Source organism: Streptomyces sp. RLB3-17 (assembly GCF_007113425.2).
Taxonomy (GTDB): domain Bacteria; phylum Actinomycetota; class Actinomycetes; order Streptomycetales; family Streptomycetaceae; genus Streptomyces; species Streptomyces mirabilis_D.
This window is the reverse complement of the sequence record NZ_CP041610.2, coordinates 8,450,500-8,466,055: the sequence shown is the minus strand read 5'-3', so window position 1 is coordinate 8,466,055 and position 15,556 is coordinate 8,450,500. Positions and strand designations below refer to the sequence as shown.

11 protein-coding genes and 1 pseudogene are annotated in these 15,556 nt (G+C 71.2%); 7 read left to right on the top strand and 5 right to left on the bottom strand.

Features of this window, described 5'->3' with window-relative positions; translation table 11 throughout:
• Nucleotides 1-89 precede the first annotated feature (89 nt).
• The 3 genes from FNV62_RS38000 to FNV62_RS37990 are packed head-to-tail and all read left to right on the top strand — an operon-like array spanning nucleotide 90 to nucleotide 3,407.
• Nucleotides 90-1,001: a dolichyl-phosphate beta-glucosyltransferase gene (locus tag FNV62_RS38000; protein WP_144315847.1), complete on the top strand. Its 912-nt coding sequence runs from the start codon at nucleotides 90-92 to the stop codon at nucleotides 999-1,001.
• A complete protein-coding gene (locus FNV62_RS37995) occupies nucleotides 998-1,144 on the top strand; it encodes a hypothetical protein (protein WP_164331828.1) in 147 nt (48 codons plus the stop codon). The genes FNV62_RS38000 and FNV62_RS37995 overlap by 4 nt, the downstream gene beginning before the upstream one ends.
• 58 nt (nucleotides 1,145-1,202) lie before the next feature.
• Nucleotides 1,203-3,407, top strand: a complete 2,205-nt coding sequence (locus tag FNV62_RS37990) for an ArnT family glycosyltransferase (protein ID WP_144315846.1) — start codon at nucleotides 1,203-1,205, stop codon at nucleotides 3,405-3,407.
• Nucleotides 3,408-3,490: 83 nt separating this feature from the next.
• Here FNV62_RS37990 and FNV62_RS37985 read toward each other — a convergent pair whose 3' ends face one another.
• Nucleotides 3,491-4,243 (bottom strand): NADPH-dependent F420 reductase, encoded by a 753-nt coding sequence (locus tag FNV62_RS37985; protein ID WP_144315845.1) that lies wholly within the window; start codon nucleotides 4,241-4,243, stop codon nucleotides 3,491-3,493.
• Between the two features lie 138 nt (nucleotides 4,244-4,381).
• Between FNV62_RS37985 and FNV62_RS37980 the strand changes: the two genes are divergently transcribed.
• Together FNV62_RS37980 and FNV62_RS37975 are read left to right on the top strand one after the other, a co-directional pair.
• Entirely contained in the window at nucleotides 4,382-4,975 is a 594-nt protein-coding gene (locus tag FNV62_RS37980; protein WP_225900502.1) for a TetR/AcrR family transcriptional regulator, read from the top strand.
• Nucleotides 4,976-5,017: 42 nt separating this feature from the next.
• Nucleotides 5,018-6,292, top strand: a complete 1,275-nt coding sequence (locus FNV62_RS37975; protein WP_144315843.1) for an amidase — start codon at nucleotides 5,018-5,020, stop codon at nucleotides 6,290-6,292.
• A 47-nt stretch (nucleotides 6,293-6,339) separates the two neighbouring features.
• On the opposite strand, the gene FNV62_RS37970 is transcribed toward FNV62_RS37975, so the two are convergent.
• Entirely contained in the window at nucleotides 6,340-6,906 is a 567-nt protein-coding gene (locus tag FNV62_RS37970; protein ID WP_099920170.1) for a cysteine hydrolase family protein, read from the bottom strand.
• A gap of 279 nt (nucleotides 6,907-7,185) precedes the next feature.
• Between FNV62_RS37970 and FNV62_RS37965 the strand changes: the two genes are divergently transcribed.
• On the top strand, nucleotides 7,186-8,190 hold the full coding sequence (locus FNV62_RS37965; protein WP_225900501.1) for a lysylphosphatidylglycerol synthase transmembrane domain-containing protein: 1,005 nt from the start codon (nucleotides 7,186-7,188) through the stop codon (nucleotides 8,188-8,190).
• A gap of 3 nt (nucleotides 8,191-8,193) precedes the next feature.
• Here the strand turns inward: FNV62_RS37965 and FNV62_RS37960 are convergent.
• From FNV62_RS37960 to FNV62_RS37950, 3 genes and pseudogenes are all read right to left on the bottom strand, one after another.
• Nucleotides 8,194-8,403 (bottom strand): annotated as a pseudogene (locus FNV62_RS37960) (peptide-methionine (R)-S-oxide reductase); the annotation flags it as partial.
• A gap of 182 nt (nucleotides 8,404-8,585) precedes the next feature.
• On the bottom strand, nucleotides 8,586-9,302 hold the full coding sequence (locus tag FNV62_RS37955; RefSeq protein ID WP_097286616.1) for a two-component system response regulator: 717 nt from the start codon (nucleotides 9,300-9,302) through the stop codon (nucleotides 8,586-8,588).
• Complete coding sequence (locus FNV62_RS37950) at nucleotides 9,299-13,552, bottom strand: HAMP domain-containing protein (protein WP_143603204.1); 4,254 nt, start codon at nucleotides 13,550-13,552, stop codon at nucleotides 9,299-9,301. Before FNV62_RS37950 ends, FNV62_RS37955 begins: the two co-directional genes overlap by 4 nt.
• Before the next feature lie 87 nt (nucleotides 13,553-13,639).
• Between FNV62_RS37950 and FNV62_RS37945 the strand changes: the two genes are divergently transcribed.
• Nucleotides 13,640-15,520 carry a SpoIIE family protein phosphatase gene (locus FNV62_RS37945; RefSeq protein WP_144315842.1) on the top strand — a complete coding sequence of 627 codons (1,881 nt, stop codon included), beginning with the start codon at nucleotides 13,640-13,642 and terminating at the stop codon, nucleotides 15,518-15,520.
• Nucleotides 15,521-15,556 lie beyond the last annotated feature (36 nt).

Here is a 15,556-nt window from a genome sequence, read left to right as displayed (position 1 = left end):
CTGTGCGCAAGCTGTGAGTTCCCTGATTCTCATCCTTCCCTCAGCGCGGGCTCAGCGACGGCCCAGATCCGGCCCGGATCGTCGGGGCCATGAACGAAACGAACGCGGGAGGCGTCCGGCAGCGGTCGGTCGAGATCGTGGTGCCGGTCCACAACGAGGCACACGTCCTCGGCGACAGCATCGGCCGCCTCCACGCCTACCTCGAAGCCTCTTTCCCGTTCCCGTTCCGGATCACCGTCGCGGACAACGCGAGCACGGACGCCACCTGGCAGGCGGCGACCGGTCTGACGGCCCGTCTTCCGCACGTCCATGCCGTCCACCTGGAGGCCAAGGGCCGGGGCCGCGCGCTGAAGTACGTGTGGAGCAGGTCCGAGGCGGACGTGGTCGCGTACATGGACGTCGACCTGTCGACCGGACTCGACGGCTTCCTCCCGCTGGTCGCGCCCCTGCTGTCCGGTCACAGTGACCTGGCCATCGGCAGTCGGCTGCACCCCCAGGCGGCGGTGGTGCGCGGACCGAAGCGGGAGTTCATCTCCCGCTCCTACAACCTGCTGCTGAAGCTGGGGCTCGCGGCCCGCTTCTCGGACGCGCAGTGCGGCTTCAAGGCGGTACGCACCGAGGTCTTCCGGGCGCTCGCCCCGCACATCGAGGACAACACCTGGTTCTTCGACACCGAGTTGCTGGTGCTGGCCGAGCGCAACCGGCTGCGTATCCACGAGGTGCCGGTGGACTGGGTCGACGACCCCGACAGCCGGGTCGACATCGTCGCCACCGCCCTCGACGACCTCAAGGGCATGGGCCGGATGCAACGCCGGATCCTGACCGGCCGCACCCGCGTCGCACTACCGCCCCGGTCCGGTACAGCGCACGTGCCGTCCGCCACCCACGGGTCCGCCTCCGTGGAGCCCGGCCCCGATGGGGGCGAGGCTCGCGCGGGCGCCGAGCGCACGTCGCCCCCCACGGGAGCCGCCGCCCTGCCCGCCCGGGCGAGAGCGGCGTGAGCGGGCCGCGCGGCCGCGGCGCGCGACAGGTGCCGCGCCTCCCCGTCGCCGTCGCCGCGGTGGGCAGCGCCCTCGTCGGCCTGACGCCCCTGATCACCACGGTCGGCGCCGACCTCGGCGCCACCGCACCCGCTTCGCCCTGATGCGGCTCCGGGCCTTCCGCCCGCGTCGCACTCCCTCTCCCCGCTTGGAGCCCGCGTCATGACGACTCTCGCCCCACCACCCACGTCCTCACCGAGCAGCGGACACCGGGTGGCACCGCCCGCCGACGGCGGCTTCGTCGCCCGTGGCCGAAGGCTCTTCACCGGCCCCGCAGAGGACCCCCGCTGGACGCGCCCCGCGCTGTGGGCGATCCTGCTCGCGGCGACGGCCCTGTACGCCTGGAACATCACCTCCATCAGCGGCAACAGCTTCTACAACGCGGCCGTCTACAGCGGCACCAAGAGCTGGAAGGCGTTCTTCTTCGGCGCGCTGGACTCCGGCAGCTTCATCACGGTCGACAAACCGCCGTTCGCCCTGTGGGTGATGGGGCTGTCCGCCCGCGCCTTCGGCTTCGGCACCTGGCAGTTGGCGCTGCCGATGGTCGCGGTGGGCACCGGCTCCGTGGCCCTGCTCCACCGCATGGTCAAGCGCGACTTCGGCCCGGTGGCGGCGACCGTCGCCGCGTCGGCACTCGCGCTGACCCCGATCACCGTCGCCATCAACCGGGACACCAACCCGGACCCGATCCTGGTCTTCCTGATGCTGCTCGGCGCGGCGGGTCTCCTCAAGGCCGTCCGCACCGGCCGGCTGATGCCGCTCGTCTGGTCCGCCGTCGCGATCGGCTTCGCGTTCAACACCAAGATGATGCAGGCGTACGTCGTCCTGCCGGCCTTCTTCCTGGTGTACCTCTGGGCCGCGCACGGCTCGCTGGGCCGCCGCATCCGTCACCTCGCCGTCGCCACGGTGGCCCTGGTCGTCTCCAGCGCCTGGTGGATGGTGGTCGTCGACCTGATCCCCGTCTCCTCCCGCCCCTACATCGGCGGTTCGACCGACAACACGGTCTGGGACCTGGTCATCGGCTACAACGGCTTCGGCCGTATCTTCGGCGCCAGCTCCTCGGTCGGCTCGGCGGGCAACGGTGCGAGCTTCGGTGGCAGCGCGGGCGTCCACCGGCTGTTCAACGAGATCATGGGCGGCCAGATCTCCTGGCTCATCCCCTTCGCGACCATCGCCCTGATCGCGGGTCTGATCCTGCGCGGCCGAGCCCCGCGCACCGACGCCAGGCGTGCGGCGCTCATGCTCTGGGGCGGCTGGTTCGTCCTGCACTACCTGACCTTCGCCCTCGCGGAGGGCACCTTCCACCCCTACTACGTCACCGCCATGGCCCCCGGCATCGCGGCCCTGGCCGGTGCGGGCGGCGTGACCCTGTACCGGGCCTTCCGCGAGGGCTCGGCGGCGATGGGGGCGCCCCCTGCTCGAGCGGAGTCGAGAGCTTGGGGGAGGGGCTGGGTCCTGCCTGCCGCCGTCGCGGCCAGTGCGGCCTGGGCGATCGTGCTGCTCCAGCGGGTCTCGGGCTCCGGCACGCTGTACACCGTCGCGGAGATCGTCGTCGGCGTCGCGGGCACGGTCGCGGTGCTCGGCCTGCTCGCCGGACGCTTCACGCGGCGCGAGGGGCTCATCGGCTTCGCCGCGCTGGCCGCGGTCGTCGCCCTGCTGGCCGGCCCCGCCGCGTACTCGGTCTCGGCGGCCACCTCCGCCACGAACGGCACCAACCCCACGGCCGGCCCCAGCACCGGTGGCGGCATGGGTGGCATGGGCGGGGGTCCGGGCGGCGCGAGCGGTTCGAGTCGTACGAGTGGTACCGGCGGCCGGTCCATGGGTGCACCCCCGTCGGGCGGCGGCTCCGCGCCTTCGGGCACCGACACCCGGCCGAGCGGCAGCGAGACGGAGGACAGTGGGACGGGCAGTGACCGGACAGGCGGTGGCCAGGCCGGCGGTGGTCAGATGGGCGGAGGCGGCACGCAGGTGTCGTCCGCGATGATCACGTACCTGAAGAAGCATCAGGACGGGGCCACCTGGCTGCTGGCCGTGGCCACCGACCAGACGGCGTCCTCGATCATCCTGGAGTCCGGACAGCCCGTCATCTCCATGGGCGGCTGGTCCGGCAGCGACAACGCCATGACCCTCGCCAAACTCAAGAGCCTGGTGAAGTCCGGCAAGCTGCACTACATCATCGTCAACAGCGACGGCGGACAGGGCACGAACTCCGAGATCGCCACCTGGGTCAAGGCGCACGGCACGGCCGTCAAGTCCTCGGCGTACAGCTCCGGTTCGTCCTCGACCACCTCTTCTTCCACGTCCACCACGTCCTCCACGTCGAGCACCGGCGGCCTGTACCGCCTGGACGCCTCCGACGTCGGCTGATCCAGCCATCCACCCCGGCAGGGGCGGGCCACCGTTCATCCCCCACCGGTGGCCCGCCCCTCCTTTCCGTTCCCTTCCGTCACTCAGTCCCGGGCCAGGGTGGCCGGGGCTTCGCCCGCCGGTCGCCGTACGGCCGCGTCGGTCAGCTCCTTGACCCGGTCGGCGGGCACCGGAACGCCCGGGGTCTCGAAGAACCAGCGCTGCGCCTCCTCCTGGCTCAGCCCCTCGGGCTGCGCCGCGAGGTAGGGCTGCACGTAGACCGGGGTGCCCGGCTCACTGCGCCAGCTGTCGGCGAGCGTGCCGATGTCCACGGCGTCGTACCCGAGGACGTCCAGCAGCTCCGCCACCTGCGCCTTGGCGGCCGCGTCGTCACCGGCGAGGGGCAGGGCGCTGCGGTCGGGGGCGCCGGAGGGCCGGGCGGAGACGGACAGGCGCCGGAAGTCGATGCTGTTGAACGCCTTGACCACCCGGGAGTCGGCCAGGTGGCGCTGGATCAGGGCGCTGGAGGTCGGCCCGCCCGCGTCCAGCTCGGCGATGCGGCCGTCGCGGTCGGGGTAGTAGTTCATGGTGTCGATCACGACCTTGCCCGCGAGAGCCGCCGCGGGCAGCCGGTCGTAGGCCTTCAGCGGCACGGTCGCCACCACCAGGTCACCGGCGCGGGCGGCCTCCTCGGGGGTGGCCGCGCGGGCGTGCCCGCCGAGTTCGGCGACGAGGCCGGCGAGTGTCTGCGGTCCGCGCGAGTTGCTGAGTACGACGTCCAGTCCGGCCGCCACGGCGAGGCGGGCCAGCCCGCCGCCGATCATGCCGCTGCCGATGAGTCCAAGGGTCTTCGTCACGGTGGGTTCTCCCGCTGATGTGATGTGAAACAGATCGATCAAACGTGAATCTATATGTCAATCATGAAACTCAGTGTCACACTAGCGTCCGTGATTCACTATGGCGAGCGGGGAGCGGGTGAGCGGTACGATCCCGAGGTGAACGGAGCAGCGCGTACGAGCACGAGGGACATCGCACGGGCCGCCGTCCGGGCCGAGTTGGCCCAGGTGGCCTTCGAGCTGTTCCGACGCGAGGGCTTCGAGAACGTCACCGTCAACGACCTGGCCGCGGCGGCCGGGGTGTCCCGGAGCACCTTCCTGCGCTACTTCGGCACCAAGGAGGACGCCGTCCTCGACGCGGTGGACGCCCAGGGCGGGCGGATCGCCGACGCGCTGCGTGCCCGCCCGGCCGGCGAGGACGACTGGACGGCGCTGCGACACGCCCTGGACACGGTCGTCGAGCACCACCGGCAGGACCCGATCGGCGCGCTCGCGCTGTCCCGTCTGATCATGAAGACCCCCGCGCTGTGCACGCGCAGCATGGAGAAGCAGAACGGCTGGCGCCCGGTCATCGCCGAGGCCCTCGCCGAGCGCGCGGCCCCCTCGCGGCCCTCGGCCCTGGGCCCGCTGGTGCGGGCCGCCGCCGCGGTCGACTGTCTGAACATCGCCGTCGACCACTGGACCGCCTCCGACGGCACCCTCGACCTCGACGATCTGATCGACGAGGCCTTCGCGTCCCTCGCACCGCGCTGAGTGAGGACCGCCGGATGAGGACCACCGAATGAGGACCGCTGGATGAGGACGCTGTCGGCCCTGACGGCGGGCGTGGCCCGGGGCGAGCTGAGCGCGGCCGAGGTGATCGCGGGCGCGCTGGAGCGACTCGACCGTACGGAGTCCGACGTACGGGCGTGGGTACGGGTGGACCGGGACGGAGCGCTGAGCTCCGCCCGGGAGCTGGATGCCGTGCCGTCGGGCGGCCCGCTGCGTGGCGTCCCCGTCGGGGTCAAGGACATCATCGACGTCGCCGGTCTGCCCACCGAGTGCGGATCGCCGCTGCGCCGGGGCAGGATCGCCGAGGCCGACGCCCCGCTGGTCGCGCGCCTGCGGCGGCTCGGCGCGATTCCCCTCGGCAAGACGGTCACCACCGAGTTCGCGTACTTCGCCCCCGGCCCCACGAGGAACCCGCACAACCTCGCCCACACGCCCGGTGGTTCCTCCAGCGGCTCCGCGGCCGCCGTCGCCGCCGGGGTCGTCCCGCTGGCTCTCGGCAGCCAGACCGCGGGCTCACTCACCCGGCCGGCGTCGTACTGCGGGGTCGCGGGCTTCGTGGCGCCGGCCGGGGGTCCCCTCGACACGACGGGATTCGTGGGCCTGGCCCCCGGCCTCGACGCGGTCGGGCTGCTGACTCCGACGGTGGCCGATCTCCGGCTCGCTCACGGGGCGTTGACCGGCGCGGACCGGCTACCCGGCCCTCCGGAACCGCCGACGCGACCGCGGCTGGCGGTGTGGTCGGGCGACGAACTGGCCGAGATCTCAACGGACATGCGGGCGGCTCTGGTCCGGAGCGTCGAGGACGCCGTGGCGAACGGCGCCGTGCTCGTGGACGTCGACTGGCCCGCCCTCACTCCCCGCCTCGTCGAGGCACACGTCACGGTGATGGCGTACGAGGCCGCGCGGACGCTGGCCGAGGAGAGCACCCACCCGGACCGGCTGAGCGCACCGCTGAACGAACTCCTGGCGCACGGCCGTTCCCTCACCACCGGGGACTACGAGCACGCGCGGTCCGTCGCGCGACGGGAGCGCTCCGTGATGCTGGCACTGCTCTGCGACGTGGACGCCGTGCTCGGCCCGGCCGCCCCGGGTGCCGCCCCGAAGGGCCTGACGGCCACCGGGTCGCCCGTCCTGAGCCGCCCCTGGCAGCTCCTCGGCCTCCCGGCCGTGACCGTACCGGGCCACCGGGACGCCCAGGGCATGCCTCTGGGCCTCCAACTCGTGGGCCACCCGGACCGCCTGGAAGGCCTGTTCTCCCTCGGCCACGCCGTCGAACGGGCCGCGCGGGCGAACGGCTGAGGAGCGCCGGCCGCCGGTGGTCGCCGATCAGATCAGATCAGAACGGCTCAGTCCTCGACGACCGCCGCGAAGGACACGTCCGCCGTGCCGACGGTGCCTCCGCGCCGCCCGGGTGCGCTCTCCCACTTCCAGTAGAGGTTGGTGTGCGCGATCACCTGCTCCGGCGGCGGCGCGCCGTACGCGCTGAGGTCCTCCGTCGTGTGCGCGTCACCGACCAACGTCACGTCGTACCCGCGTACGAACGCCCCGTGCAGGGTGGCACGGATGCACATGTCGGTCTGCGCGCCCGTGACGACGAGCCGGCCCACCCCGCGCTCGGCGAGCAGCGCCTCGAGGTCGGTGTCCTCGAACGAGTCGCCGTAGTTCTTGTGGACGAGGGGCTCGGCATCGCGGCGGACCAGTTCCGGCACGTACTGCCAGCTCTCGCTGTCGCGCTTGAGCTGGTCGTCCGAGTGCTGCACCCACACCACCGGCACGTCCTGCGCGCGAGCCCTGCCGACCAGGGTGTCGATGTTCGCGACCACCTCGTCGCGCCGGTGCGCGCCCGCCACCACCCCGTTCTGGACGTCGATGACGAGCAGCGCGGTGTTCGGCCGATCGGGCAGAGTCGTCATGAGGGGCCTCCGTTGTCTCGTCCGTCCCGTCCATCTCACTCGGCGGGTGCGTTCCGAGTGCGCCCCCTCTTTCTACCGTTCGTCGACGGGAGCGCCAACCGCCCTGCCCCACAGGACGACGAGCCCGGCCGCGTCGCCCAGCCGCTGGTGCCCCTTCCCCTCCCGGACACCGCGCCGTCACACCGAGCGGGAACGTTCCCATCGTCCCCCTCCGCTCAAGCCTCTTCTTGTGTCCGTCCGCCGGTACCGCGGACGTGACGTGGAAGGACGATGTGCGCCGTGTCCCCGCTCCCGCTCGACGATCTCCCCGTAGCGCGCCCCGCCCCCGTCCGGTCCCCCGCCGCCGCCCGCCTGACCCGCCTCACCCGTGTGACGCTGACCCTGCTGCCGCTCCTGGCGATCGGGACGTGGGCGGCGGTCGACTGGCGCGCGGTGAGCGAGGGGGCCGCCCGGCTGGCCGCCGCCGATCCCCGGTGGCTGCTGGCCGGGGTCTTCTTCACCTGCCTGGGCTGGGTGGCCGCCGCGTGCGTCCGGCAAGGCGCCCTGCCCGAACGGCTGCCGCCCGGGCCGCTGCTCGCCTCGCAGTTCGCCGCGGGCGCCGCCAACCACATCCTTCCGGCGAGCATCGGCGCCCACGCCGTCACCCTGCGCTTCCTCCAGCGCCGCGGCATACCCCTGGCCCGAGCCACCGCCTCGCTCGCCCTGTACTCACTGGTCAAGCCGCTGGCGAAGACGGTGGTGCTCGTCGTCTTCCTGGTGGCCTTCCCGGACGCGCTACGGCTCGGCGACCTCACCCCGGACACCTGGACGTTGCTCATGGCCGCCGGGGCCGCGGTGCTCGGTCTCGCCACCGCCGCCCTGCTCCTGACGGTCGTACGCCCACTGCGCCGCCCGGCGCTCGGCTTCGTACGCACCGCCCTGACCGAGGCGCGGACCCTGCACACCCGGCCGAGCCGCGTCCTCGCCCTGTGGGGCGGGTCGGCCGTCGCCCCGGTGCTCCAGGGGAGCGTGATCGCCTCGGTCGGGTTCTCGCTCGGGCTGCCGCTGTCCTGGGCCCAGGTGGTCCTCGCGCTGCTGCTCGCCAGTACCGCCGTCGGCGCGGTGCCCGCCCCGGGCGGCATCGGCCCGGTCGACGCGGCCATGGTCCTCACCATGGCCGCGTACGGCGCCCCCGTGTCCCTGGCCACGGCGACCGTCATCGGCTACCGCGTCCTGACCGTCTGGATCCCCCTGCTCCCGGGCGCCCTCGTCCTCTCGGCCCTCGTCCACCGCGAGGTGCTGTGAACCTCAGCCCTCGTCCGGAGCCAACCGCAGGGAGATGCTGTTGATGCAGTACCGCTGGTCGGTCGGCGTCTGGTAACCCTCACCCTCGAAGACATGGCCGAGGTGCGATCCGCAGCGGGCGCACCGCACCTCCGTGCGGACCATCCCGTGGGAGCGGTCCGCGATCAGCTCGACCGCGTCGGAGTCCTTCGGGTCGTAGAAGGACGGCCAACCGCGCCACATTCACAACAAGACCCTCATGGGTCCCAGCAGCCCCAGGCGGAACGGGCATGCCCCTCCGCCCACGGATCGTGCGGGACCCGCCCGCAAAGCCGACGCGCCCGACCTGCGCGGCAGCCGGCCGGGGTGGGACCGTGATCGCCGGCGAGGCCCCGTCAGGTACGTGCATACGCGGGTTAGGTGTCCCGGCCCACCCTCAGGCTGCCGACGGCACGTTCCAGTTCGGCGATGCGGTCGGCGAGCTCGGCCGACTGGGTTCCTTCGGCGTCGCGCAGTTGCAGCTCGATCTGGGCGAGCCGCTCGGTGATCTCCGCCAGCCGCTCGCCGCCGTCCGCCACCGCACCGGTGCCCGTGGTCCCTCCTCTCGGCTTGTCAAGGGCATCTCCCGTGGATTCCGCCGACTCTGAGGATCCCACTGGTCCCGTCGATTCCGCGGGCGTCCTCTCGCCGACCAGCAGCCGCCGCAGCTGCTCCGCTTGTGCGGCGAGCTGGCGGTTCTTGCGGTGCAGGTCCAGGAAGACGTTGACCTTCGTGCGCAGCAGCCACGGGTCGAAGGGTTTGGTCAGGAAGTCGGCGGCTCCGATCGCGTATCCCCGGTAGATGTAGTCCGTGTCAGCGTCGGTTCCGGTCAGCAGGATGATGGGAACGTCCTTGGTCTGGTCCAGGCGCTTGATGCTGGCGGCGGTCTCGAAGCCGTCCATGCCGGGCATCAGAACATCGAGCAGCACGACCGCGAACTCCTGGCGCAGCATCGCCTTGAGGGCCTCCTCTCCGGAGCGGGCGCGTACCAGCCGCTGGTCGAGTGAGCCGAGTACGGCCTCCAGCGCTACCAGGTTCTCCTCCATGTCGTCGACGATGAGGATGTTGGCCTTCTCGGGTGTGGTCGGGCTCATGGCTTCCGCCTCGGCGGGATTTTTTCGTCCTGCTCGACGGTGTGTGGTTCTTCCGCGGTTCTTGGCTCCGGTGCCGGGAGGGCGTCCTGCGGGTCGAGGAGGTCGCAGATGACCGTCAGCAGGCGGTCCACGTCCACGGGCTTGGGGACGTAGTCGGAGGCGCCGCTGTCGATCGCCTTCTCGCGGTCGCCCGGCATGGCCTTGGCGGTGAGCGCGATGATCGGCAAGTCGGCGAGGTGGGGCGTGTGCCGGATGACCTGGATGGCCTCATATCCGTCCATTTCCGGCATCATGATGTCCATCAGGACCAGCGACATGTCGGGACACCGGTCGAGGACCTCGATGCCTTCGCGGCCGTTCTCGGCGTACTTCACGGTGATGCCGACGCGGCCCAGCACATGGGTGAGCGCGAAGACGTTCCGGATGTCGTCGTCGACGATGAGGATGTGGCGCCCTGCCAGCACGCGGCCGGGGCGCCCGCTCAGCCACTCCTTGAGCCGTGTCGTCTCCGGCCAGGCGTCGTCGCGGCCGTCGGCGCCCTCCGGAGTTCCCCTGCCGATCAGACTGTCCGCGCTGCCGAAGACGCCGCTCGGCGCGTAGTCGGCAGCGGACGGCGACGGTCCGGCCTGTCCGAGGAGCGCAGCGGGGGTGGTGGCGCCCGTGGTCCGCGGCGCCGCCGGGTCGGGCTCGGGAGGGACGCCGGGGTGGCGTGAGGGAACGTAGAGGGTGAAGAGGGATCCGACGCCCAGTTCGCTCTCGGCGACGATCCGGCCGCCGAGCAGCCCGGCGATCTCGCGGCTGATGGACAGCCCGAGCCCGGTGCCCCCGTACTTGCGGCTGGTAGTGCCGTCGGTCTGTTGGAACGCGTCGAAGATCACCGATAGTTTCTCGGGCGGGATGCCGATGCCGGTGTCCTTGACCGAGAACGCGATGACGGTCTCGGCGTTCCGCAGCACCTGGTCCTCGAACTTCCTTCCCGGCACGCGCTCGACGCGCAGTTCCACGCCGCCGGACGAGGTGAACTTCACCGCGTTGGACAGCAGGTTGCGCAGGATCTGCTGGAGACGCTGCTCGTCCGAGAGCAGCTCACTCGGCACGTTCTCGCCGACCGTGACCTCGAAGGTCAGGCCTTTGTCGAGGGTCAGCGGGCGGAACGTGGCCTGCACGTATTCCAGCAGCTTGACCAGCGGCAAGGCCTTCGGGCGCACATCCATCCGGCCCGCCTCGATCTTCGACAGGTCGAGGATGTCGTTGATCAGCTGGAGCAGGTCGGAGCCTGCACGGTGGATGGTGGCCGCGAACTGCACCTCCTGGTCGGACAGCCTGTCGTCCGGGTTGTCGGCGAGCAACTGCGCCAGGATCAGCAGCGAGTTGAGGGGGGTGCGCAGCTCGTGCGACATGTTGGCCAGGAACTCGGACTTGTACTGCGAGGAGGTGGCGAGCAGGGCGGCCTTCTCCTCCAGCGCGGCATTGGACCGCTGAAGCTCGTCCGAGCGCTTGCGCAGCTCGGTGGTGAGGCGTTGGGACTCCGAGAGCAGGGACTCAGTGCGGGAGTTGGCGATGATGGTGTTGATGGAGACGCCGATGGTGGTGACGAACTGGTCGATGAAGGCGAGGTGTACGTCGCTGAATTTACTGAACGAGGCCAGCTCGATCACTCCGAGTACCTGGTCCTCGAAGAGGATCGGCAGGATGACGACGTTGGCCGGGAGTGCGGCGCCGAGCCCGGAGTTGATGGTGATGTAGTCCGCGGGGACGTCCGCGATGAGGATGCGCTTCTTCTCCAGGGCGGCCTGGGTGATCAGCCCGCGGCCCGGGGTCCCGGAGTCGAGCAGCGGGCCGCTCCCGCTGGCCGCGTCGGTACCGTAGCCGGCGATGAACTGAAGCCCCTCGCCCGGCCTGGCGGCCGCCTCGGTCAGGAAGAACGCCCCGAACTGCGCGTTCACCAGGGGTGTCAGCTCGCGCAGGATCAGGTCGGCGACCTCGACGAGATCGCGGTGGCCCTGCATGAGGCCGGCGATGCGGGCGAGGTTGGACTCCAGCCAGTCCTTGGCGCGGGTGGTCTCGCGGAGGTTGGCCACCATGAGGTTGACGTTGTTCTTCAGCTCGGCGACCTCGCCCTGTGCCTCGACCGAGATGGCGCGGGACATGTCGCCCTGGGTGACAGCGCTGGCGACCTCGGCGATCGCGCGGACCTGGGTGGTGAGGTTGGAGGCAAGTTCGTTGACGTTGGTGGTCAGCCGCTTCCACGTTCCGTAGACGCCCTCGACGCGGGCCTGGCCGCCCAGTTGCCCCTCGCTGCCGACCTCGCGGGCGACACGGGTGACCTCGGAGGAGAACGAGGAGAGCGTGTCGACCATCGTGTTGATGGTGGTCTTCAGCTCCAGGATCTCGCCGCGGGCGTCGACATCGATCTTCTTCGACAGGTCGCCCTGCGCGACGGAGGTGGCGACCTGGGCGATGTTGCGGACCTGCGAGGTCAGGTTGTCGGCCATGAAGTTGACGTTGTCGGTGAGGTCCTTCCACACCCCGGAGACACCGCGGACCTGCGCGCGTCCGCCGAGCCGCCCCTCGGTGCCGACCTCGCGGGCGACGCGCGTGACCTCGTCCGCGAAGGCCCTCAGCTGCTGGACCATCGTGTTGACGGTGTCCTTCAGTTCCAGGATCTCGCCGCGGGCGTCGACATCGATCTTCTTCGACAGGTCGCCGTTCGCGACGGCCGTGGTCACCTGCGCGATGTTGCGGACCTGCGAAGTGAGGTTCAGCGCCATGAAGTTGACGTTGTCGGTGAGGTCCTTCCACACCCCGGAGACACCACGGACCTGCGCCTGGCCGCCCAGGTTCCCCTCGGTGCCGACCTCGCGGGCGACGCGCGTGACCTCGTCCGCGAACGCCGAGAGCTGGTCGACCATCGTGTTGATCGTCGATTTAAGCTCCAGGATCTCGCCCTTCGCCTCCACCGTGATCGTCTTGCCGAGGTCGCCCTGTGCGACGGCGGTGGCGACCTGGGCGATGTTGCGGACCTGGGAGGTCAGGTTGTCGGCCATGAAGTTGACGTTGTCGGTGAGGTCCTTCCACACCCCGGAGACACCGCGGACCTGCGCGCGTCCGCCGAGCCGCCCCTCGGTGCCGACCTCGCGGGCGACGCGCGTGACCTCGTCCGCGAACGCCAACAGCTGGTCGACCATGGTGTTCACGGTGCTCTTGAGCTGCAGGATCTCGCCCCTTGCGTCCACGGTGATCTTCTGGCTGAGATCGCCGTTGGCGACGGCAGTGGTCACCTGGGCGATGTTGCGGACCTGCGAGGTGAGGTTCGAGGCCATGAAGTTGACGTTGTCGGTGAGGTCCTTCCACACCCCGGATACGCCGGGCACCTGAGCACGTCCGCCCAGTTGCCCTTCCGTGCCGACCTCGCGGGCGACGCGCGTGACCTCGTCCGCGAACGCCCGAAGCTGGTCCACCATCGTGTTCACGGTGAGCTTCAGCTCCAGCAGTTCGCCGGTCGCCTCGACCGTCACCTGCTGGGTCAGGTCGCCGCGCGCCACCGCCGTCGTCACTACCGCGATGTCGCGCACCTGTGCCGTCAACCGCGCGGCCATGGTATTGACGGCCTCGGTGACGTAACGCCAGTCGCCCGACAGGCCCTGCACCGTGGCCCGTCCGCCGAGCCGCCCCTCGGTCCCGACCTCACGTGCGACCCGGGTCACCTCGCCCGTGAACAGGGACAGCTGGTCGACCATGCGGTTCACCACGCGCCCCAGGCGCCGCAGGTCACCGCGGAGTTGGCGGTTGCCGTCGCGCAGATCCACCCGCTGCGTCAGATCACCGGCCGCGACCGCGTCCAGCACCCGCGTCGCGTTCGCGACCGGAGCCACCAACGCCTCCACGAGCTGGTTCGTCGCGTCCACGCTCGTCGCCCATGCCCCCTGCCCGGGGCTCGCTGCGATCCGCTCGTCCAGTCTGCCCTGCCGCACGACCTCGCGGCGCACCCGCTGGAGCTCCGCAGCCAGATGCGCGTTCCGCGCGCCGATCTGGTTGAGCACCCCCGCCATCTCGGCCAGGACGCCTTCATACACACCCTCCACACGGACGGTGAAATCGCCGTCACGCAACGAATTCATCGCCCCGAGCAACGGCCACAGCTCGGCGGTGCGCACCCACTGCCCGTCCGGGGCGGAGCCCGGCCGGTCGACGGATTCCGGGGAGTGTGGGGCGGGGGAAGCGGGAGGCGGGGCCGAGTCGAGTGTCATGGCAGCCCACTCTCAGCAATCGGATCATATAGGTGGTTTATCGTAAAATACGTCACATAGGTGGAGTTTATCGTCACTGGAAACGTCATGGAGTCGCCCGTGGGGTCATTGCCCTCCCATCCGCGTGAGTTCGTCTCGCGGACGACCCTGCCCGCCGACGACTCCGCGGCCTCCGCGGCACGCGGGTTCGTACGCGCCGTGCTCGCCGAATGGACCGACCCGGCGATTCCCGCCTCACCGAAGATCACCGGCCGGCTCGTCGACGACGCCCTCCTGCTGGTCAGCGAGCTCGTCACCAACGCGGTCGTGCACGCCGGTACCACGATCGAGGTCGTCTGCCGCCTGGAGGCGGGGCACGGCCCGCCCGCCTTGTCCCCCCTCGACGTGGACGAGCCTGTCGGGGTCGTCATCGAGGTGGCGGACCGCCACCCCTCCCGCGTGGTGCGCGGCGGGAAGGACGCATGGCGCGAGCGGTACGGCCGCGGACTCCAGGTCGTCGGCGCACGGGCCGAATCGTGGGGCGTGACGTACCGGCGCGCCCAGAAGACCGTGTGGTTCCGGCTGGAGACCACGGCCGAGGAGCCCGAGACTGCCGGCGGCCCCTTCGACGGGGCGTCCCACCGCGAGCCGTACGCCGAAGAGATCCTCGCGACCGCCCCGCCGCACGACCGCCGCGACGGCACCGCCGAGTGGGTCGACCGCGGAGGGCCGTCGTTCCTCGCCGAGGTCAGCGAGCTCCTCGCCGGCCAGCTCGACCAGGACATGGTCGCCGCTCTGGCCGGGCAGCTGCTGGTGCCCAGGCTCGCCGACTGGTGCGGCGTGTGGCTGTCCACCGAGAACGGCGGGATGCGGCTCTCCTGCGTCTGGCACGCGGACGAACGGTGCATCGAGGCGCTACGCCTCGTGCTGGAGAAGGACCCGCCGCCCGCCAGGCTCGGCACGACCGGTATCCCCTGGCCCTGGCCAAAGGGCCCGGACACGGGCGGCGCGGGCGGCTCCGCGATCGCCTTCCCTCTGGTCACGGGTAGCCGCTGCCACGGCGTGCTATTGCTCGGCCGGGCGGGACTGCTGCAGATGACCGACGGTGTCGTGCGGCTCGCGGAGGACGTGGCGCGGCGTGTCGCCCAGGCGGTGGTCACGGCCCGCCGGTACACCCGGCAGACCACCATCAGCCGGGCGCTCCAGCGCAGGCAGCTGCCCGCCTTCCTCGCCAGCATCCCGGGTGTCGACACGGCGATCGTCTACGAGCCGCACGGCCAGGGCCAGACCGTCGGCGGCGACTTCTACGACCTGTTCCCGATGGGAGACGGCCGCTGGGGCTTCCTGCTCGGCGACGTGTGCGGCCACGACCCGGAGGCGATGTCCGTCACCGGCCTGGCCCGGCACCTGGTGCGGCTGCTGGCCCGCGAGGGCCACGGCGTCGCATCAGTGCTCGGCAGGCTGAACGTCGCGATGGCGGAGGAGAGCGCTGAGTCCGTGGCGCTCAGCGGCGAGCAGGCCCGGCCCCGCTTCCTGAGCCTGCTCTACGGTGAGCTGGAGCCCGACCCGGTCGCGGGCGGCGCGCACTGCACGCTCGCCAGTGCCGGGCACCCGCTGCCGCTGCGGCTGTCCGTCGACGGCTCGGTGGCGCCCGTAGCGGACCCGCAGATGCTGCTCGGAATCGGCGAGGGCATCCAGTTCCACGCCAACTCCTTCGACCTCGTGCCGGGCGAGACGCTTCTCTGTGTGACCGACGGCGTGACCGAACGCCGCAGCGGGAACCGGCAGTTGGACGATGACGACGGCCTGTCCGAGCTGCTGCGGGGCTGCGTGGGGCTGAGCGCCAAGGCCGTCGCGGAACGCGTACGGCAGGTGGCGCACGACTTCGACACCGGGCCGGTCGACGACGACCTCGCGGTGCTGGTACTCGAGGCGCTCCCGATGCCCGCACCGGTGCCGGGGGCCGCTCGGGTGCGGCGCCGGGGATGAGGCCGCCACCGGACCACTGCCGGACACTCGGCCAAG